The following is a 20,096-nucleotide window of genomic DNA, read 5'->3' as shown; positions in this document are numbered from 1 at the left end:
TGATTTTAAAGCGTACTGTACTTGTCTTTTGCGCGTAGGTAGTTGTCGGTTTCAAATCGGCATAAATGCTGTATTTGTTTGTTGATGTGCGGTTCATTTAAATAATTTTGCAGTGTGTCTTTCACACTTTGCTTTTGCTTATCTAAATGGCTTTCGGTTGTATTATGACTGCCAATGTTAATCTGCTTACCTGTTAACGTGTGTATCTTAGAAGAAAACCCATCCAGATTATCTAAAAAACTCACCACGCTGTATTTTTCAAGGTTATCACTGAACTCACTTTGCATTGTTTTAGCATCATGCTCATCCCTAGCAAAGCGGCCAGCAATACACATACTGGTAACATTGGCCATTTGCCACCCCCTGCGGTGCTGCAAAATGGTGTCGACCTCTGCTGTGAGGTTATCGTAGTTTAAGTTGTTTGGTGCCATCATTGGCAATGAGTTGGTCAGTTTGTTGTATAGGTAGTTCGACTTAAATCGGCTTACTGGCTCACGCAGCACAGTCACAAAGTGATACTGATTGGCAAATTGATTAAGCAATTGTTTGTTTGTTGTTACATGGCCACTTATATAGGGCCAGTCTTGTGCAAGGTGGTACGCAAGCAAGCCAGTTAATTGTTTAGCATGGTGATCGCTAAACTCACTAATACTATCTAAATCAGTAATTTCGCGGTTCATACCTGCTAGGCTCATGGCAATGGCACCTTCGCGGCTAAAGCGAGGTTGACCAGCAATCGCAAATTGCTCACGCATGGCTAAATCAATAGAAATACCTCCCGATTTAGGTACGTGTACAAAGCAGATTGGTTTTGAGTGGTTATGGCTGTTTTTAGCAATACGTCTAAAGGCAACGTCGTAACCAAGTCGGTTAATTATTTTTTTTACTGTGCTTTTCATACTGTACTTTTAAATCGTGAATAAGGTTTGTCAAAATTGGCACAGAGTGTAACACAGCTTGGTGCAATACTTTTGCGTACTCACGAGTTTTTGCGTTAATAAACAAAAAGCCATAGCTTGCAACCATATAAGCAATAATTGTTGCCCATGCAGCCCCTAACCCTTGGTATTTAGGTATGAGTAATAAGTTGAGTAAAATATTTACAACAGCCCCTAAAAGGTTAGAGAGCAGGCTGTATTTATAAAGTTTTTCAAGAATAAGCCATTTAGATAGCACTGCTCGCTGAAAAACAAACAAACTCGCAAAAATATGAACACTAAGAATAGCGGCACTGCTTGTGTATGCTGAGCCATAAATTAGTGCAATGATGTTGTCAGCAAAAAACCAAGTCGCTAAGCTTAAAATAATGGCAGAGCAGGTTAGCACTATGATCAATCGCTGTAGTAACTGTTGATACAGGGTAGGGTGTTTAAAACGACAATGGCTAAGTTGTGTTGTATAAACATTGGCTATTAATACCGGAAACACATACCAAAATTCAGATAACTTAGCCGCTGCGGCATAGAAAGCCACTGCTTCTGTGTTAACTAGGTTAGCAAGCATTATCTGATCTATTTTTAAATAGATAACGGCTGCAACGCCTGAAAATAAAAGCCATTTTCCTTTTTGATAAAGCGCAAGGTAAGTTTGCTTTTTGGGTTGTAGTTTATAAACCTGATGATGCTTTTGGCTGGTATACATAATGTAGTAACACACGCCGATCAGTACGGTCTCAAGCCCTTGTAAAAAAATAAGTGTTGTTAAATCAGCTGCATTAATAATAGCGATGAGTTTTGCAATATTAATAAGTGTTATGGTTACAAGGCGTAGCTTTACCAACTGAGATACTTGCTTTTTAGCTATATAGAAAAATTCCAGCACATATAAAAATGTGAAACCTTGCATAGCGACTAACATGATTATCAGCCCTGCTTGCTGATGATCTAAATTAAAGGCGTATAAGCACACTAAGGTAGTAATCGCTAACGAGACAATGGCACCCAATAAGCGAATAAGTAAGGCAGACTTTATATAGTAGTGGCTGTTTGCAGGGTATTTTACGATGTATTTAGTAATAATATTATTAAGCCCCATGACTGCCAATGGGCTGAAAATGGCAGCAAACGAAACTATGTAAGAAAACTCGCCAAATAGGTCAGGGCCAGCTAGCCGTGCTAATAAAATATTGTTTATAAAGCCAAGGCCAAGTAGCACAACTTTTTCGATGATAAGCAGTAGTGAGTTTTTAACGTTTGAGCTCATTTTAGGTGTTTTATTGCCTATTTGAACGGGTAGTTTATCGTAAATCAAAGAAATTGCACGGAATGCTTGAATGACTGTAGATTGCTGTATATTCTTACTCGCTTTGCGTTTTCATTCAGTTTGGGTTGCTTGTGTTAGTTGAAATTAAGGGTGTTCAATTTGTTAATAAGGGTGCGGAGTTGATGCTTGCATCGATTATTGCGCAGTTAAATAAAGCGTTACCAAATGCTGAAATTTGTTTAGTGCATAATGCTAACTCACCTTATGTAAAACGAGCAAAAGTAGGTGCATACCAAAAGATCAACCTGTGCAAAAATATTCTTGACCTTAATTGGCTATTTTATTGTGTTCCGTCTTCAATACGTCGTTATTTTAAAAATCGCTTTGGCATTGTAACTGAAGCGGATGTTGATGTGATTTTAGATGCGTCAGGTTTTAGTTATGGCGACCAATGGTCTGATCTCGTTTTAAGACAAGTGGCAAGTGTTGTTAAACGCACTCAGTCTCGCTCAAAGCATTATATTTTTATGCCGCAATCGTTAGGGCCTTTCTCACGCGATGAAAATAAAAAGTATGCGAAGATCGCGTTTTCTAATGCAAGCCTTGTGTTTGCAAGAGAGCAGCCTTCGTATGAGCACATTGTAGAGCTTGTGGGTGAATCAACTAATATTAAGCAAGCTCCTGATTTTACCAATTTATTTGTACCAACAGCCAAGCCTGAATACGACATATACCAGGATCATGTTATTTTGATCCCTAACTCAAAAATGCTCAGTAAAAGAAATAAAAACACATGGTGGCGAGAGAACTATGTCACAACCTTGGCTCACTTGGCTAACCAAGCTATTAAAAAAGGGGAGAAGGTGATTATTCTCAATCACAGTGGGGCAGATGACGCACCGCTGTGCCATGAAATTAATAGCTTGTTAGACACGCCTTGCGAAGTGGTTGAGCCAGCAGATGCTGAGTCAGTCAAAGCATTAATTGCCAGAGGCAAGCTTATTATTTGCTCACGCTTTCACGGTTGTGTGAGTGCGCTTTCTCAGGCTATTCCATGTATTGCAACTGGTTGGAGCCACAAGTATCAAGAGCTTTTTAGAGAGTACGGCTCTGAGGAAACGCTGCTCCCTGCCAATGTTTCACCAGCGAGTTTAGATGCTTTACTCAATACGTGTTTGAACGAAAACACTGAAAGAAAGTCTCAGCTAGAAAATTACGCGATGAAGTATAAGCAGCAAAGTAAAGACATGTGGCAAACGCTGCTGTCTACCATACAGTAACTGTTTTTTGGCTCACGATTAAAAGTTGCGCTAACTGACGGGGGAAGTCAGCTTTAATTCAGTTCTTAATTGTATGATTACATGTTAGTAACGAAGTTTTACAGTTTGTTTTTATGTTTGCTTGTAAGGTAATTGTAATTCTTATATTATTTTCGGCCTTTGTCTCGTTCGTAACTATAACAGGTACGGTTTATATGTGTGGGTCAAAGTTTAGTTTTTAGTTTTATAACTTATAGGTACTAATCGGTAGCTAAAGTTAGGTTTTTAGTAAAACAAGGGTTACAGCTGTTAAAACGTTTATGTCTTTTTATTTGTAATCATCTATAATGATAGGCGTTTTGATGATGTTTCGGGGTACTTCATGTTGATTAAGGTTTATTTTCTGTGATTTTAACAACTATTGCACTTTTTATGTGCTCGTTTTTGAGCCTTTTTGTATTTCGAAAATTTGCCATTTATATAAATCTTGTTGATCAGCCAAATATGCGTAAACATCATAACGGCCCTGTCCCTTTAGTGGGTGGTTTGGCTGTTTTTGTTGTTGTATTCAGTTATTTAGTTATCTACCCCGATTCAATCTCTTCCACTTTTATTTATTTGTTTTGCGCCAGTATATTATTAGTAATAGGTGTTTTTGACGACTTATACGATATTAGTTTCCGATTAAGGTTATTAGTACAAGCGTTTATTTCAACCATGATGATGGTGTTTGGCGAGTTGGTTTTTACCAATGCAGGACAAATCTTCGGTGGCTTTGATTTAGAGTTGTCGTATTTTAGTTATCTCGTTACCGTTGTTGTGGTAGTGGGGGCAATTAATGCTTACAACATGGTGGATGGAATCGATGGTTTATTAGGTGCATTAGCGACTATTACGTTTGCTTCGCTCGGTCTGTTATTTTATTTCAATGGTCAAATCCAGCTAGCTGTATTCTGCATGGTTGTTGTTGCAGCGACGATTCCTTATATATTAATGAATTTAGGTATTCCTTTAGGTCAGCGCTTTAAAATATTTATGGGCGACGCTGGCAGTACGGTGATAGGTTTTAGCGTTGTTTGGCTTTTACTCGAAGGTTCGCAGTCAGAAAGCGCAGCCTTTAACCCTGTTACAGGGCTGTGGATTGCGGCTATTCCAATTATGGATGCGATTTCTACCATTATTCGCAGAATCAAAAAAGGCCAGTCTCCATTTAAGCCAGACCGAGAGCACTTACACCATATTCTGCAAAGATTAGGGGTTGGCCCTAAGATGACCTTGTTTGTTATTTCTATGCTAGGTTGTTGTTTTGCGTTAGTGGGTATTTTAGCCCAGTTAAACTCTGTTCCTGACTACTACATGTTTTACGGCTTTATCTTCTGTTTAATCGTATATCATCAAGTTATGGTTAACATATGGCGATTAACAGTACGTGCTCGCCGATTTTTTGGTATTTCAAAAAAGCAGCCAGAGGGAAAGGCTCATAAAGTTAAGCAATAGCTTTGTTATTGCTTCTGTATTAGTGAACAACCTAGGTAATGCTAAGTAAATTAATAAGGCAGACTGGAACGCTGATCAGCGGAAATTTATCTGCGTCTGTCCTTAACTTCTTCTCTGTCGCCATCTCGTTGAAAGCATTAGGTGTTGAGTCTTTTGGAGAGGTGACTCTACTTCAAGCTTACATATTGGTTTTAAGTCTGTGTTTTAATCCGCAAGCATGGCAGGGCGTTATTCGCTACTTTTATCTTGAAAAAGATAAAGCATCTCTTATTGTGTTAACCCTCAAGTATGATCTGATATGTGCCCTCATCGGGACTCTAATTGCGATATGCTTTGCACAAACCTATGCAGAGAGCTTCAACTTGCAGCATCACACTGAATTATTGCAGTGGTGCTCAGTATATATCCTACTTAATCAAACTAGCGTTGCTATAGGTGTTTTGCGTTATCAGGAACGCTACAACGTTTTGGCGATGCAGGCAATCGTTAGCGCTGTGTTGTTTTTTCTGTGCGTATTATTAGGCTACTGGAAAAACTTTGGTGTCGGTTTTTTTGTAACGGCGTACCTTCTGACTTTAGGTGTGGGGGTTATTTATATACAATGCCACAGCAGTCGGTATGTTGCTTCATTGATAAAAAGCCAGAGTGATTGCAACTTACTGTCTAATGATAAGAAAAAAGAATTTAACCGTTTTAATTTGACTGTACACATGACCTCGTTGGCCGATATTCCAGTCAAGCAATTAGACACTATTTTAGTGGGTGCTGTTGTCTCCGTCGGTGCCGCTGGTGCTTATCGTGTTATTAAGCAAATAGCCACTATCTCAACAAGGTTAACCAGTCCTTTAAATCAGGTTTTATACCCAGAGATTAATGTCTATTTAGCTGAAAAAGCATATGACAAAGTCAAAAAGATAATGTCAAAAATAGTGCTGTTACTATTGTTACCTTCTCTTGCATTTGTTGCTGTTGCAAGTATGACATTTGATTACTGGGTTGTGACTCTTTTTTCTGCAGAGTTGTTGGTTTACAAGTGGCATATTGTGGTATTTATGATTGTTCATGCAGTATCAGCTGCATTGACTCCTATACATCCTGTTTTTCTGGCTTTAGGTTATGTTAAGAGTTTATTACTGATTACGCTTTTTTCTAATCTGGTTTTATGTTTAGGGATCCTAGTTCTAGGGGCGAAAATTGAACTTTGGGGAGTGCTTTTTGCTATCTTCGCTCAATATTTATTGACTATAGCATGCAAGCTCCCTGTAATTTTAAGTAGATTAAGAAAGGAAAAGAATGAGGGTTCTACATTACATACCTAATTTTTCAATGAGTACGGAAACATTTATTTATGATCAAGTTACAGCGTTGGAAAAAGCGGGGATAGAATCTGCGGTAGTGACAGCTAAAAGAGTCAATGAACAAAGCCGTCCTTTTGAACTTGTCTACTTTTGCCCAATTAAAACGGTTATTAATGAGCGCTTTACACAAGCATTTGCGCTAAGGCTACAGTTGCTGCCATATATGATTGACTACAAACGTTGGCAAGAGGTAATTGACGAATTTAAGCCAGATGTTGTTCATTGCCACACTGGTAATGGGGTGAAGACATGGATGCACGTAAGTGAAAAACTGAACCTCAACATACCAACATTGGCATCATTGCATGGCTCTGATGTAAATAGTGAGCCTTTAATTAGGGCTAAATACAGGGCTGTACTTAAAAAAGCTGGCAGCAAAGACTTTATAAAGTGGACTGTTCCTTCAGAGTTTTTAAAACGTAAAACAGTCGAAAATCTGGATGTTCCGAGAGAAAAAATTACAGTTGTGCATAACTCTTTTAATTCTATGTTTTTGTCAACAAAGCAGGAAAAGAGTTTTGATACTTTGAATATTGTCTCGGTTGGACGCTTAATTAATTGTAAAGGTCATGAATTTTTGATTCGTGCATTGGCTGTTTTACATAAAGACTACCCTAATGCGACCCTCACCCTTATTGGTGGTGGCGAGCTTAAGGAGCATTTACAGGGCTTAACTGACCAGTTAGCTTTAACTAAGCATGTGAAATTTATCGATATGGTGAGTCATCAAGCATTACCAGATCTTCTTTCATCGTATAATGTTTATGCGCAGCCGTCGATTCGAGATGATGTTACATTTCAAGAAGAGTCTTTTGGTGTAGCAGCACTAGAGGCAATGGCATCGGGTTTAGCAACGGTTGTTTCAGAGTGTGGTGGTTTAACTGAGCTGGCTTCATTGGTCGATACACCTGCAGTGAAGGTGGTGCCTCAAAGAGATCCTGAGTCATTGGCAGGGGCAATAGCTGAGTTATATAAAAATGAAGCGAGTTTAACCCTTGCGCAAAGACATAAATTAGCTGAGCTATTTTCAATAGACATGAATACAGCAAGTATTAAAAGACTTTACAGCGAGTTAACTCAGTAGTTCAGAACGTTAAACCGTACTTTTCAAAAAAAGTACGGAGTTACTTTTTTAGGAGCTTACTTGTTAACTCATCCGCGAGGAAAAAAGAGTCTTTGCTGTAGGGAACAGGCTCATACGCGATGATATCTTCTATATGACCTTCTATAAGGCTTACATCATGGCAAACCAAGGCATAGTTGTTTCTTTCGATATATAGGGCTAAATCTGATTGGTGTTTATCGACTCTGTCAAAATTTGGCACGACAATAATTTTTTTGTTGAGCTCTAATAGTTCAAAAACAGTGCCAGCCCCCGCGTGTGTAATAACAATATCTGCATCGGCAAGCACGCTTGAAAACTCATTTGAACGAGCGAAAGAGTTGCCATTTTGAGGCTTGTATTCTCCCGTGCCTATCTGAAAAGTAAATGAGAACGCGGTCAATTTTGTAGCGGCTTGGTCTACCGCACGAATTAAAGAATCAAATGATGATGAGCCTACAGTGACAAGGATTTTCATAAGCGTCCACAATATTTTGCATTTTTATAGAGGGTAAGTTGCTCTTTATTTTGCACCCAAAATTCACTGCATATTTTCGACATCCATTTACCAGTGAAAGAGCGTGTATAAAAGCGACAAAACGTCTCGATGAAAATGACGTTTTTACCCATAGCTCTTAGAATGATAGAAGGAATAATAGCCATACCTGGTCCGGTTGAAACGATCCCCGTCACTTGGTATTTATGACAAATCTTTAGCGTAATAACGGTAGAGCGAAAGAGTCCAACCATTGCCATTAACAATGACTTTAAACGATTCTCTTTGTGACGAACATCACCTAGTTTGAAATGTGTTACTCGTGAACATAGTGGAGATGGCCCTAAAGATATAAACTTAAGTTCTGACTCTTTAATGTGTTTATATAGTAAGCTCATCTCTTTTTTGTGCCCACCTTCCCCATATGCGAGAATAACGACTGGTTGTTTTGACATGCTTATTGATTTCTATTCGATTTTAGGTTCATTTTTGTAATCGGTTCTTATGGCTATAAAGTCGGGGGACAAAAGGATAAGAAACACACATGCTTTATGATAACGAATTCAAAAAACATTTCCTAGCAGCAATTACTTAACGCTAGTTTTATCAGCATTTTTAAGTGAAATATTCGCGGGCGTAACTAAAGTTTTTAAATCTATTTTAATCATACCTTCATTTGCTATAATGCCTGACTTTTAGTAGTCAGTTGGTTGAGAAACTCCATGGAAAGTAAAGGTATAAACTTAACATTTTCTAAGTTAATGAAGTATAAATGGGTAGTTGTAATTGGTACTCTACTTTCGGCAGCATTGTCTGTATATGTGGCTATGCAGCAACCAAATAAATACACAGCAAAAGTCTACTTGGTCCCATCTAATGCTAAGGAAGGGGGCGGTCTTAATAAATTAGCTGGTCAATTTGGTGGTCTTGCAAGTATGGCGGGGATATCGCTTGGTGGTTCTGAGGCTGACGAAGTTGAAACAGCAATTGAATTTATGAGAAGCAGAGGCTTTATTCAACCGTTTATAGAAAAAAGGAACTTACTACCAGAGTTACTTGCTCTAAAGGGGTGGGACCAAAGCACTGACACCTATATTTATAATCCTGAAGTTTACGATGCTGAGCAAAAAAAGTGGGTAAGAACTCCGCCTCCTGGTAAAGATGTTGAGCCTTCGCCGTGGGATGGTTATATTCCTCTACTGGGCAGCTTCGATGTACTTTATATGAAAAAAAAGGGCGTCGTTCAGCTAGAGGTGACTGCGCTTTCACCAGAGTTATCAGTTAATATCACTAATTGGTTAATTGAAGATATTAATGCCTTTTGGCGTGACAAAGACCGCAATGAAGCTGAAGAGGCTATTAATTACCTACAAGAGAAAGCTGCGGAAACTAATGTCGCTGAGTTGCGCTCTTTATTCTACGAACTTATTGCGGATCAAACTCGCTCAAAGTTATTGTCTACGGTCGGCGATTTTCACCTAGTAAAACCTTTATCTCCGGTTATTTATCCTGAAGAGAAGTCGGGCCCCTCTCGCGCTCTTATTTGCTTAGGAATAACATTTTTTGGAGGCCTTGTTTCTCTAATTGTTGCATTTATTCTTGCGTTAAGAAAAAAGGCTTAAAAGCAATGACGACAGAACATGTTAAGCCTTGTGTGTTGCTCACGAGTAATCAATATAAACCTAATATTGGTGGAATTGAGAACTCGCTTTATCACTTAGCACAAGAATACCTTCTGCTGGGCTATGAAGTTGTTATTGTAGCCAGTGATCTCAACCCAGAAAATAAAGAATTACCTGAAGTCGAAATAGAAGAGGGTGTGACTATTTATCGCTACTGTTTCGGACGCAGCAGAGGTTTAGGGCGAGTGTTAAAGCAGACTTATAATGCTGTTAAGCTTTATAAAAAAGTTTTACAGCGTCACTCACCGGTATTAACTATTTGTCGTTTTCACTTTAATGTTCTGTATTTAAAAGCCCTAAAATATAAAAATATTGTTTATTTAGTGCCAGGGGTTGTTGCTAACGAAACAAAAGCCAGCTACAGAGCTAATGATAATAAGCTACTAAAGCTAAAAGGGCACCTATCATTTTTTTTGCATAAAACTGTGCAACGTATGGCATTTAATAGCGCTGATAAATTATTTGTTTTCAGCGAAAACATGCAGCAGCAAATCCGAAATATTAACCGCTCTAAAGCAATGAATATTTGTAAGCCAGGCGTTAGTTTGTCTCGATTTAGTTTGGCGACACAAACTGAAAAATCTCAGCTAAAAAAAGAGCTAGGTTTACCAGAGCAAAGCAAGGCTTTTTTATGTATAGGACGCTTTGTGAAAGCAAAGGGGTTTGATACTGCAATTGAAGCTTTAAAGCTTTTAAACGACAACAATGCGTCGCTTTGGCTACTAGGTGAAGGCGCTGAAGAGGCTGAATTACGCGCACTTTCTGAACGGTTAAATGTTAGTGATAGAGTGATCTTTTTAGGTCGCCAAAGTTGCCCTGAAAATTATTATAAAGCAGCTGACTTTTTCATTATGTCTTCAACATATGAGCCCTTAGGACAAACCATTTTAGAAGCGTTATCGTCAGGCTTACCTATTATAGGTGCAAAATCGAGCAGCAACGTAGTTACTGCGACGAGTGAGATTTTGGAGCCTTCAAACAATATATTGGTCGATGAGTATTCTGCCTCTGCCTTTGCCAGAGGAATGACGAGCTTAATGGCTTTACCTGAGACGCAGTATGCTCAGTTACAATATGAAAATAGAGAACTTGCAGAGCAAAAATTCAGCTGGCGTGTGCTTGCTAAGGAGTTAGCAGGTGATTTCTAAGTTATTCTATTATTTATTAAAAATCATTAGTAGAGTCGTTAGTTCTGATAAATTACAGACTAAAATTGATAGCTTAGGCTATGCATTGAGTATCCAAAAATACACCAGACAAGGTGCTCAGATTGGAGAAAATACACTTATTATTGATACTAAACTCTCGTCTTCATCTAAAGGAGACCGTTTTTATATCGGTAAAGATTGCACTATTACCGGAGCTACACTTTTAGGTCACGATGCTTCTCCTACATTGTTTTTAAAGGAACTGGTGGTTCACAAAGATAGCTATAGGAAAGGATCTCGGCGCTCTTACCGAAAAGCAATTACCATCGGCGATAATGTTTTCATCGGTTGGGGGAGCATTATTTTACCTGGGGTCACTATTGGAAGTAACACTATCATTGGTGCAGGAAGTGTTGTCACAAAAGATATTCCTGATGGAGTGGTTGCGGCTGGAAACCCTGCTAAAGTTGTCAAGTCTACAGACGACTACGTTACAGCTTATAGAGAAACCCTTAAAAAAGAGCCCGGTAATTTCTGATGTTAAAGCTCTTTTTTTCTAACGATGATGGGCCTTCATATGCGGATAAGCTATGCGTATTTATGATGAGCCTTTATCTACTTGCTGATGTTGCTTCTGGATTTACTGTTCTTCAGTTAGGGGTGGATTTAAAGCTGTCACTGCTATACAAATTACCATTAACTGGATTGGTGCTGTTACTCGTACTGAAACTTGATCCAAGGTATTTTATTTTCTTATGCCTTTTATTAGCGATACTGCTCATGGGGCCGGTATTTCAATTACTCTCATACGCTGATACTTTCTTTTTTATTACTGACTTCTCAAACGTGTATAAAATCCTCATGCCAATGTCTATTTTTATTTATTTTGGCCTGTTGGCTGCGCGTTGGGGGTTGTTTACTAGAAAATGGCTCGAAAGAATATTAATTAGTAATTTTGCTATCCTGTGTTTTAACTTATTTTTAGGTGCGTTAGGTTTTGGTCGCTCAAGTTATCAATTAAGAGATGGTGAAACGGCAGGTTCTAATGGTTTTATATATGCGGCAAATGAATTAGGTGCGACCATGGTCGTGCTTTTCTCTTTTATGCTTCATATGTGTTGGAACTATAAGCGTAAGTGGTACATTGTGTTTTCTTTATTTACTGTGCTTTGTGGCTTACTTGTCGCCACTAAAACTGCCATGCTCGCTGCTGTTAGTCTTGTGTTTATTGTGCCTATTCTCAATGAAAGAGAGAGGCTGTTTAAAATGACGAAGCTGAAATTATATATTCTTGTACCTATGTTCTGTGCTATAGCGGTCATTGTATATGTAATTAACGATTTACTCATGGCTTTAGGCTTGTACGACAGACTCATGTGGGTATTGAGCCAAAAAGGCGTTTTAGGAATAATTCTATCTGGCAGAGATGAATTTGCACAAGAATTGTTAGTTGTTTACGTTAATTACCTAGAATTTTGGCAGCAACTTATTGGGGTCGGAACTGCGGGAATCGCTGAGTTTATCCCTATAAAATACTCTGCAGAAATTGATGCGATCGATGTATTAGTTTACTTTGGATTCACTGGCTTATTTGTATGTTTTTCCTTTTACTTTTTTACCTTTATTAAAGCCTTAAAGCAGTGTGTTAGGCCTGAATCTATTTATAGTCCTGCGGTGTTGGCTGGTACTCTTATCCTGCTATTTTTATCGCAGCTGAGTGGCCATGTTTGGATTTCTGGCACGTTAGGGATTTCACTCGGTTGTTTTGTATCGTTATTATGGGTAGACACGGAAAGTAGGAGTAACTCATGACATTATGCCAACCTCTCGTGAGTGTTTGGATACCAACCTACAACCGACTTTCACTTCTCAAAAGAGCTGTTGAGTCGGTAAAAAAGCAAACTTATAAAAACATAGAAATATTTATCGTTGATAACGGCTCCACAGACGGGACTGTTGAGTATTTAAAGCAGCTAGCTGGCGAAAATGAAAATATCCGCTTTCATAGCTTTGCTAAAAATGAGGGCGCATGTCGTGCTCGCAACTATGCAATTCAACATTCTCAAGGTGAGTATGTGACAGGCCTTGATGATGATGATGAATTTTTACCAACCAGAATCGCAGACTTAGTTGAGGCATTTGAAGAGAAATATGCCTTTGTTTGTAGCGGCTATATTTGGGATTACGGTCAAACTCAACGACCTATCTTAAATTCAGATATGATCATTGATATAGATGCTCAGCTGAACTTCAATCAAGCGTCTAATCAAGTTCTTACTAAGAGAGCGCGTTTAATAGAGGCAGGATTATTTGATGAGTCAGTTGTGTCATCTCAGGATTGGGAACTGTGGACTCGAATGATTTTGAAATTTGGTGCTGCGAAACGAATAAGTACTCCTTCATATATAGTGCATACTGCTCATGACAAACCCAGAATTACGGATAATCAAAAGAATCGCTCTGTAGGGTTCCAACAATTTTACGATCGGTATGGTCATTTAATGTCAAAAAGAAACAAAAAGTGTTTTGATTTTTTGGTTTATTACAGTAGCGGTCAAAAAGTAAGTCTGCTAACTGTATTTAAATACTTTACTCCTCCTATTGCGGGGAAATTACTGAGAGCATGGCTGGCTTCGTTATTTCCTGGACTTGCTAAAAAGAGATTAGAGCGTTTTAGAAAGGTTCAAAAATGAGTAAGATTTGTTTTATTGCAAACCTTTTTCCATCAAAAAAAGACCCTTCATTTGGTAGCTTTGTGGGTAAAAATTATCTACAGCTTCAAACACAAGGGAATCATATTGTAAGTAAAGTCGTTATTGATCACCGTGCTTCAGGTTTTGCAAAGCTTATCTGCTATATAAAATTTATTGCAAGCGGGATGTATGCAATAAGTAAGCGGAATTATGACTTCATTTATTTTCATTACTTAACATATTCGACCCTTTGCCTTATTCCTTTTCTATTGGTTGGAAAGCCGAAGTACGTAGTAAATATTCATGGTGATGATCTTGTTGGTAATACAACTATCCATAAAGTAATGGGATTTGCGTCTAAGTTAATATTAAAAAAAAGTACTGTAGTCGTTGTTCCATCATCCTATTTCAAAGATAAACTTCTTGAGCTACATCCTTGGTATGATAAGGAGAAAATTATTGTATCTCCGTCTGGTGGTGTGGACTTTGATATATTTAAACCAACCATCAGCCCTTCACCATCTTTTTTTACTTTAGGGTATGTCTCTCGAATAGATGAAGGGAAAGGGTGGCAAGAATTGCTAGAAGCCTTAGTGTTAATTAGACAGTCTCACCCTCATTTGATTAGTAAACTAAGGTTGAATATCTATGGCACAGGCGCAGAGGTTGACGAACTAGTAAACACAATAGCCAACAGTGACTTATCTTCGTTGGTTACATACTATGGGGCATTAGAGCCAAATCAATTAGTTGATAAGTATAGTGAAATGGATGCATTTATTTTTCCAACTCACAGAGAAAGTTTTGGTTTAGTGGCCGTAGAAGCTCTTGCATGTGGAACACCCGTTTTAGCATCCAATATCAGCCCAGTGAATGACATAGTCATACCTGGTAAAAACGGTTTATTGTTTGATGTAAAGGACAAAAACTCTATTGCCGATACAATCGTCGAATTACTCGAAATGGCACCTCAAGACTATGAATTACTGAGCTCATTTGCTCGTCAATCGGTATGTAACTATCGTTCAACTGAAGTCGCGCAGCATTTAGAAAATGAACTCAAAAAGCGATTATTACCCTAGGAAAGTTTAATGAAAATCACTATTGTTGGAACTGGTTATGTAGGCTTATCAAATGCAATGTTACTTGCTCAGCATAACCAAGTTATTGCACTGGATATTGTTGAAGAAAAAGTTGAGTTGCTTAATTCTGGTAAGTCGCCAATTATCGATACAGAAATCGAAGCATTCTTGAAGAATAAAGATTTACAGTTTTCGGCAACCACAGATAAGCACTTAGCATTGAAAGATGCTGAATTTGTGATTATTGCAACACCCACTGATTACGACCCAGATACTAACTATTTTAATACGGGTTCAGTTGAAGCGGTTATTAATGATGTTTTAGCTATCAATCCTGATGCAACGATGGTGATTAAGTCTACGGTTCCGGTTGGCTTTACTAAAGCAATAAAAGAGCAGGTGAATAGCGACAATATCATTTTTTCTCCAGAGTTTCTGCGTGAAGGTAAAGCGCTTTACGATAACTTGCACCCATCACGTATTATCGTTGGTGAGAAAAGTGAGCGTGCAAAGGTATTTGCTGAGCTATTAACCCAAGGGGCAGAAAAAGAACATATTGATATTTTGTTTACTGACTCAACGGAAGCCGAAGCGATTAAGCTTTTTTCGAATACCTATTTAGCAATGCGTGTAGCCTATTTTAATGAGCTGGATAGTTATGCCCAAAGTCATGACCTTGATGCTAAGCAAATAATTCAAGGTGTTGGTTTAGATCCGCGTATTGGCTCTCATTATAATAACCCTTCGTTTGGGTATGGCGGATATTGCTTACCAAAAGATACCAAGCAATTACTAGCAAACTATAAAGATGTGCCGAATAATATGATTCGAGCAATTGTTGATGCAAACTCGACAAGAAAGGACTTTATTGCCGAATCAATTATTAAACAAAACCCTAAAGTCGTAGGGATTTATAGGCTGGTTATGAAGTCCGGATCTGACAACTTTAGGGCTTCAGCTGTGCAAGGCATTATGAAGCGTATTAAAGCAAAAGGCATTGAGGTTATTATTTATGAGCCTAGCCTACAAGAGAGTGAGTTCTTTAATTCAGAAGTCGTAAAAACAATTGATGAACTCAAATCACGCGCCGATATTATTATTTCTAATCGAAATACCGATGAATTGGCTGATGTAGCTGAAAAAGTGTACACACGCGATTTGTTCGGTAGTGATTAGTTATTTATTACCATAATTAAATGTTAACTAAGCCTTTTATCTTTAGGTGAGGGGCTTGGTTAATTCAATAGTATGGTTTTATTTTGCGCTGTATTTCCCCATCTTTTATTCAACACAAAAAGTGTCATTATTTATTGTTAACATGAAGAATATTAATAATAAATTACCTTCGGTTTGATATAATGTTCCCTTTTTGAGTGGTATCATTATACTCCGTTAAGCCAAATGAACGTCTTACGTTAAAGCGCTATTTTAGTCACGATTTAGCACTTTATTGAGTTGAGCGCGTAACAATAAATGATTGATTATGTCGTACGCTTTATTTTATTCAGCAAGTCATAAAATAAAAAATAGCGGGTATTAAATTAGCTTAGCGACTTAGCCTAAAAGGACATGAACCTCAAAGGGTTACCATATTTGATGAAGTGAGCGAAGTTTTGCCTCGCTTGTATGAGTAGTAAAAGTGATGATTTGTTCATATTTGATCAAGCTTTACACTGCTAACTTAGTTATAAATTTGAGTTAATATTTAAAAAAGGACTTAATATGAAAGCTGTTATCCCTGTTGCGGGTCTTGGAACTCGTATGCTTCCAATGACAAAAGCCATTCCAAAGGAAATGTTGCCGCTTGTCGATAAACCTCTTATTCAATATATTGTTGATGAATGTGTAGCGGCAGGCATTAAAGAGATTGTGCTTGTAACACATAGCTCTAAAAATGCCATTGAAAACCACTTTGATACCAGCTTTGAGCTCGAAGCGACACTCGAAAAGCGTGTTAAACGTACTTTATTAGAGGAAGTACGCTCTATCTGCCCTGATGATGTGACGATTATGCATGTGCGCCAAGGCGAAGCAAAAGGGCTTGGTCATGCGGTATTGTGTGCGAAACCTATTGTAGGTGATGATGACTTTGTTGTTGTGCTACCTGACGTCATTCTTGATAGCTATACCGCTGATCAAAAAACAGAAAATATTGCCGCCATGATCAAACGCTTCAAAGAAGTCAGAGCAAGCCAAATCATGCTTGAGCCTGTTGCAGCTGAAGATGTTAGTAAATATGGTATTGCTGATATTGGTGGAGTGACGATTAAAGCTGGCGAAAGCGCACCGATCAAAACTATGGTAGAAAAGCCAAAAACTGAAGAAGCGCCATCGAATCTTGCGGTTGTTGGTCGTTATGTATTGTCTAAAGCTATTTGGCCTATCCTAGCAAAAACCTCGGCAGGGGCTGGTGGCGAAATTCAATTAACAGATGCAATCGATGCATTGATGGAAGCTGAAATAGTCGAAGCGTTCCACATGAGTGGCCGTTCACACGACTGTGGTGACAAGCTAGGCTATTTAAAAGCAATCATCGAATACGGTATGCGTGATGAAAAGCTAGGTGCTGAGTTTTCAGAGTTTGTTGCACAAGCAGTTGCACCACAGCCAGCTCATTTAAAAGCGGTTTAATACTGTTTGCTGGTTTAGAGTACACAGAACGCCTGCATTAATGCAGGCGTTTTTGTATCTAATCGTTATGACCTTAGTTAAACATGTAGTCGCGACTTTATGTCGCGCAAGTCAAATGCAGCCAGCCTAATCCTAATCGCGACTTTATGTCGCGCAACAACCTTAATTATTGATTTCTAAAATCGCTTTAAGGGTATGCTCTTTATCAAGAATATCGCGATACAGTGCAAACTGATTACGAGCCCGCTCTAAATTGTGGTTCGCATGTTTAGTGGCAAAGTAATTATCACCATCAATAAAGTCAGTCAAAAAGCGTAAGCCAATCATAAACGTCATGACTTTGGTGCCTAGCCAAAAGCTTTGTTTTTCGGCATCGGTGATCACATTTTGCAGCGGTTCAACATAGCCTTTTACAATTGCTGCGAAAATTTCTTCACGCACGCGAACATTATTTAAGTTAGTTGAATCCTCTTGCTCAGGTGAACAGAATGTACGTACCATATCGCCAAAATCAAACAGCCAATAGCCAGGCATACAGGTATCAAGATCGATCACCGCCTTCGCACTGTCTGACTTTGTGCAAAACAGCATATTGTTGATTTTGGTATCATTATGGCAAGGTCTTAAAGGAATGGTGCCTTCAAGCGCTTTTAGTTCTGCAACGAGGCTTTGCTGTTCTAAGCAAAAATCAACATCGTCTTGGCATAGTGCAGTTCTGTTCAGTGGGTTTTGCTCTAGCACTTTTTTGAAGGCATCAAATCGCATTTCTAGGTTATGAAAGTTAGGAATAACATGGTGTAACTGTTCAGCCTGAAAATCTTGCAGAGCAAGGGCGAATTGACCAAATGCATTGGCCGCAGTTTGTGCTTGCGAGATGCTGGCTACAACATCTTCACTATAACTGCCGCCAATAAATTCGAGTGCGCGCCATACTCCTTGGTCATATTCAACCAAAAAGTCATTTTCAATAGTGGGTACGTGACGAATAATATCTAAATCATACTCACCATTATTATTTTTCTTAGTTAAGTGCTGTTCTATTAAACGTGCATTCTCAACGAGCTTCTCAGGGGCTGGAAATACATCCGTATTTAACTTTTGTACCACCAAGGCCTGATCATCTGTTTTAAGTAGCATGGTTGTGTTTATATGACCATTTCCAATTGGCTTTAAGCTAATATTGGCGTCGTTTAGGCCATAGCACTGAGATAAATGCTCAGCTACAGGGTTTGACTTCATTGAGAGTTCACTCTTCATTTTTGATTGCACTGGGGCGATGACTGCTATTTCTTCCGTGATATAATTCATAAAGCTTTTTCGAAACCTTTTCTAGCTCTGATTTGTAAGTCACACCATACCAAGGTGATTGTGCTTTATAGACAATGACAGATTGATGTTTACCTTGGATGGCGGCTTGGATTTGGTCGGGCAAATAATACTCTTTTGTGACACCGTTGTCATTACTTTCTAGGAACTCAAAAAAGCCGCTTTCTAAGTAATTGAACACATCGGGAGTTATTCCCCAAAAGCTCATGGAGCCTAGTGAGTCATCTGTAATTACCACTCTTTTACCTTGCGGCGTATCGCCGTAGAGAGTGGCATTTTCGCGTTCAATATTTAAGTATTCAATCACATTAGTGAGTTGCTGCTGTTCATCTACCTCACATAGCCCACGGTTAACTCCCCCTTCATCTGACAGAGTTTGGCTAATAGGATAACCAACCATGGCCCATTGCGTGCTGTGCTTAAAGTGCTCAGCAACTATTTCAAACGAAGTATCGCCATAATAGTCATCAGCGGTGATCACAATCGCAGGGTTATGTACATAAGGCTTTGCGCAAAGCAGTGCATGCCCCGTTCCCCATGGCTTGATGCGATCTGCAGCTAGATGGCTGAACTTATCGGGTAACGCATCAATACTTTGCTCAACTAAAACAATATCGAGGTCATTAGGAAGCCGAGGTAAGATTGTGGCCTCAAGTTCAGCGCGAATTTTTTGATTAATAATGATCACAACTTGGCTAACACCCACTTTGACTGCATCGGCGATACTTAGCTCCATGATTGTGCGACCAAGAGTTGGAATTTCAGCGATTTGTTTATTTCCGCCAAAGCGACTACCTAAGCCACCAGCTAATACAACTAAAGTGAGAGAATGTTGTGCCATTATATCTATTAAATAAAAAACAAAATCTGAGTCTATCAGAAACAAGCAAAACGTAGGAGGCGTTTTAATATTGAATCGTTTATTTACGGTTGGAGCCATTCTGTGGGCATTATTTTAGCGAGTAATGTTTACTCGCATCCCCTTTACCTCAGTGGTATATTGTCATTTGTGGTATTACATTGTTTAAGTAGAGTGGGCGATGGCAAAAGATAGGTATGCGCCTAAAGCGCTGGGCGATATTATGGCAGGGCTCAATAGCCGGCTTGCGTCCTATGCAGGCAAGGCGCAAGGGCTATCGAGTCAACAAGCTATACTGAATGACTTTTTAGGCGAAACATTATCAAAAAAATGCCGAGTGAGTAATTATCGTGACGGCACTTTGATGATTGAGGCGGTCTCTGCCCCGATTGCGCTGCGCTTAAATTATTTAAAAATGGACATGCTTTCGCACTTTCGAAAGGCGGGCATGGCCGAGCTCGGACAAATTAAAATTACTGCTAATCCACAAGCAACCCAGCGTTTGTCAGCAAAATCAAAACAAGATAAAAAACCAGTTACAAAACGTCAAATGAGCGAGCAAACAGCCGATTACCTCAGCGCCATCGCCGCAGATGCACCACCGTCGTTAAAAGCGAAGTTAGAGCGTTTAGCGCAACATGGTCGTAAGAAGTAACGTGTAGGCGTGAAATTTATTTCACACGAGGGCTGCGGTTTACTTGAATTCAAAGTGTGCCTCGCAAGCATAGGGCCCTCAGATTCGCCTTTTTTCTTTCCTGATC

The 20,096-nt window shown here is 38.9% G+C and carries 19 protein-coding genes; 13 read left to right on the top strand and 6 right to left on the bottom strand.

Features of this window, described 5'->3' with window-relative positions; all coding sequences use genetic code 11:
- Positions 1–5: 5 nt before the first annotated feature.
- Both NYF15_RS18140 and NYF15_RS18135 read right to left on the bottom strand, forming a co-directional pair.
- Positions 6–899: a hypothetical protein gene (locus tag NYF15_RS18140; protein WP_371354319.1), complete on the bottom strand. Its 894-nt coding sequence runs from the start codon at positions 897–899 to the stop codon at positions 6–8.
- Positions 871–2,202, bottom strand: a complete 1,332-nt coding sequence (locus NYF15_RS18135; RefSeq protein ID WP_371354318.1) for a flippase — start codon at positions 2,200–2,202, stop codon at positions 871–873. Before NYF15_RS18135 ends, NYF15_RS18140 begins: the two co-directional genes overlap by 29 nt.
- 131 nt (positions 2,203–2,333) lie before the next feature.
- Here NYF15_RS18135 and NYF15_RS18130 point away from each other — a divergent pair, with 131 nt between their 5' ends.
- The 4 genes from NYF15_RS18130 to NYF15_RS18115 all read left to right on the top strand — a co-directional run bounded on the left by NYF15_RS18130 (position 2,334) and on the right by NYF15_RS18115 (position 7,400).
- Positions 2,334–3,482, top strand: coding sequence for a polysaccharide pyruvyl transferase family protein (locus NYF15_RS18130; RefSeq protein ID WP_346729912.1), 1,149 nt, complete (start codon positions 2,334–2,336; stop codon positions 3,480–3,482).
- Between the two features lie 384 nt (positions 3,483–3,866).
- A complete protein-coding gene (gene wecA / locus NYF15_RS18125; protein WP_341803734.1) occupies positions 3,867–4,958 on the top strand; it encodes a UDP-N-acetylglucosamine--undecaprenyl-phosphate N-acetylglucosaminephosphotransferase in 1,092 nt (363 codons plus the stop codon).
- Positions 4,959–4,996: 38 nt separating this feature from the next.
- On the top strand, positions 4,997–6,277 hold the full coding sequence (locus tag NYF15_RS18120; RefSeq protein ID WP_371354317.1) for a lipopolysaccharide biosynthesis protein: 1,281 nt from the start codon (positions 4,997–4,999) through the stop codon (positions 6,275–6,277).
- Positions 6,252–7,400: a glycosyltransferase family 4 protein gene (locus tag NYF15_RS18115; RefSeq protein ID WP_237119788.1), complete on the top strand. Its 1,149-nt coding sequence runs from the start codon at positions 6,252–6,254 to the stop codon at positions 7,398–7,400. Before NYF15_RS18120 ends, NYF15_RS18115 begins: the two co-directional genes overlap by 26 nt.
- 40 nt (positions 7,401–7,440) lie before the next feature.
- On the opposite strand, the gene pssE is transcribed toward NYF15_RS18115, so the two are convergent.
- Entirely contained in the window at positions 7,441–7,896 is a 456-nt protein-coding gene (gene pssE, locus NYF15_RS18110) for a PssE/Cps14G family polysaccharide biosynthesis glycosyltransferase (RefSeq protein ID WP_237119787.1), read from the bottom strand.
- Entirely contained in the window at positions 7,893–8,369 is a 477-nt protein-coding gene (pssD, locus tag NYF15_RS18105; RefSeq protein ID WP_130151625.1) for a PssD/Cps14F family polysaccharide biosynthesis glycosyltransferase, read from the bottom strand. Before pssD ends, pssE begins: the two co-directional genes overlap by 4 nt.
- A 267-nt stretch (positions 8,370–8,636) precedes the next feature.
- On the opposite strand from pssD, the gene NYF15_RS18100 reads away from it, so the two are divergent.
- From NYF15_RS18100 to galU, 8 genes are all read left to right on the top strand, one after another.
- Positions 8,637–9,536: a Wzz/FepE/Etk N-terminal domain-containing protein gene (locus NYF15_RS18100; protein WP_130151626.1), complete on the top strand. Its 900-nt coding sequence runs from the start codon at positions 8,637–8,639 to the stop codon at positions 9,534–9,536.
- 5 nt (positions 9,537–9,541) lie between these two features.
- Complete coding sequence (locus NYF15_RS18095; protein WP_371354316.1) at positions 9,542–10,744, top strand: glycosyltransferase family 4 protein; 1,203 nt, start codon at positions 9,542–9,544, stop codon at positions 10,742–10,744.
- The gene (locus NYF15_RS18090) at positions 10,734–11,282 is read left to right on the top strand and encodes a DapH/DapD/GlmU-related protein (RefSeq protein ID WP_341803738.1); all 549 of its coding nucleotides are present in this window, start codon (positions 10,734–10,736) and stop codon (positions 11,280–11,282) included. Before NYF15_RS18095 ends, NYF15_RS18090 begins: the two co-directional genes overlap by 11 nt.
- On the top strand, positions 11,282–12,556 hold the full coding sequence (locus NYF15_RS18085) for an O-antigen ligase family protein (protein ID WP_130151628.1): 1,275 nt from the start codon (positions 11,282–11,284) through the stop codon (positions 12,554–12,556). The genes NYF15_RS18090 and NYF15_RS18085 overlap by 1 nt, the downstream gene beginning before the upstream one ends.
- On the top strand, positions 12,553–13,437 hold the full coding sequence (locus NYF15_RS18080; protein ID WP_371354315.1) for a glycosyltransferase family 2 protein: 885 nt from the start codon (positions 12,553–12,555) through the stop codon (positions 13,435–13,437). Before NYF15_RS18085 ends, NYF15_RS18080 begins: the two co-directional genes overlap by 4 nt.
- Positions 13,434–14,519 (top strand): glycosyltransferase family 4 protein, encoded by a 1,086-nt coding sequence (locus NYF15_RS18075; protein ID WP_371354314.1) that lies wholly within the window; start codon positions 13,434–13,436, stop codon positions 14,517–14,519. Before NYF15_RS18080 ends, NYF15_RS18075 begins: the two co-directional genes overlap by 4 nt.
- Before the next feature lie 9 nt (positions 14,520–14,528).
- Positions 14,529–15,695: a nucleotide sugar dehydrogenase gene (locus NYF15_RS18070; protein WP_371354313.1), complete on the top strand. Its 1,167-nt coding sequence runs from the start codon at positions 14,529–14,531 to the stop codon at positions 15,693–15,695.
- Positions 15,696–16,241: 546 nt separating this feature from the next.
- Positions 16,242–17,150 carry a UTP--glucose-1-phosphate uridylyltransferase GalU gene (galU, locus tag NYF15_RS18065; protein ID WP_130151632.1) on the top strand — a complete coding sequence of 303 codons (909 nt, stop codon included), beginning with the start codon at positions 16,242–16,244 and terminating at the stop codon, positions 17,148–17,150.
- Between the two features lie 162 nt (positions 17,151–17,312).
- On the opposite strand, the gene NYF15_RS18060 is transcribed toward galU, so the two are convergent.
- Positions 17,313–18,389 (bottom strand): phosphotransferase enzyme family protein, encoded by a 1,077-nt coding sequence (locus NYF15_RS18060; RefSeq protein WP_130151633.1) that lies wholly within the window; start codon positions 18,387–18,389, stop codon positions 17,313–17,315.
- Positions 18,390–18,396: 7 nt separating this feature from the next.
- On the bottom strand, positions 18,397–19,317 hold the full coding sequence (locus NYF15_RS18055; protein ID WP_371354312.1) for an NDP-sugar synthase: 921 nt from the start codon (positions 19,315–19,317) through the stop codon (positions 18,397–18,399).
- Between the two features lie 199 nt (positions 19,318–19,516).
- Here NYF15_RS18055 and NYF15_RS18050 point away from each other — a divergent pair, with 199 nt between their 5' ends.
- Entirely contained in the window at positions 19,517–19,990 is a 474-nt protein-coding gene (locus NYF15_RS18050) for a DUF721 domain-containing protein (protein ID WP_371354311.1), read from the top strand.
- The last annotated feature ends 106 nt before the right edge of the window (positions 19,991–20,096 follow it).

The sequence above is a fragment of the Pseudoalteromonas sp. 68 DY56-GL68 genome (genome assembly GCF_041414825.1).
In the GTDB taxonomy this organism is placed as follows: domain Bacteria; phylum Pseudomonadota; class Gammaproteobacteria; order Enterobacterales; family Alteromonadaceae; genus Pseudoalteromonas.
The sequence above is the reverse complement of the archived record's forward strand: the minus strand, read 5'-3'. Positions and strand labels throughout refer to the sequence as shown.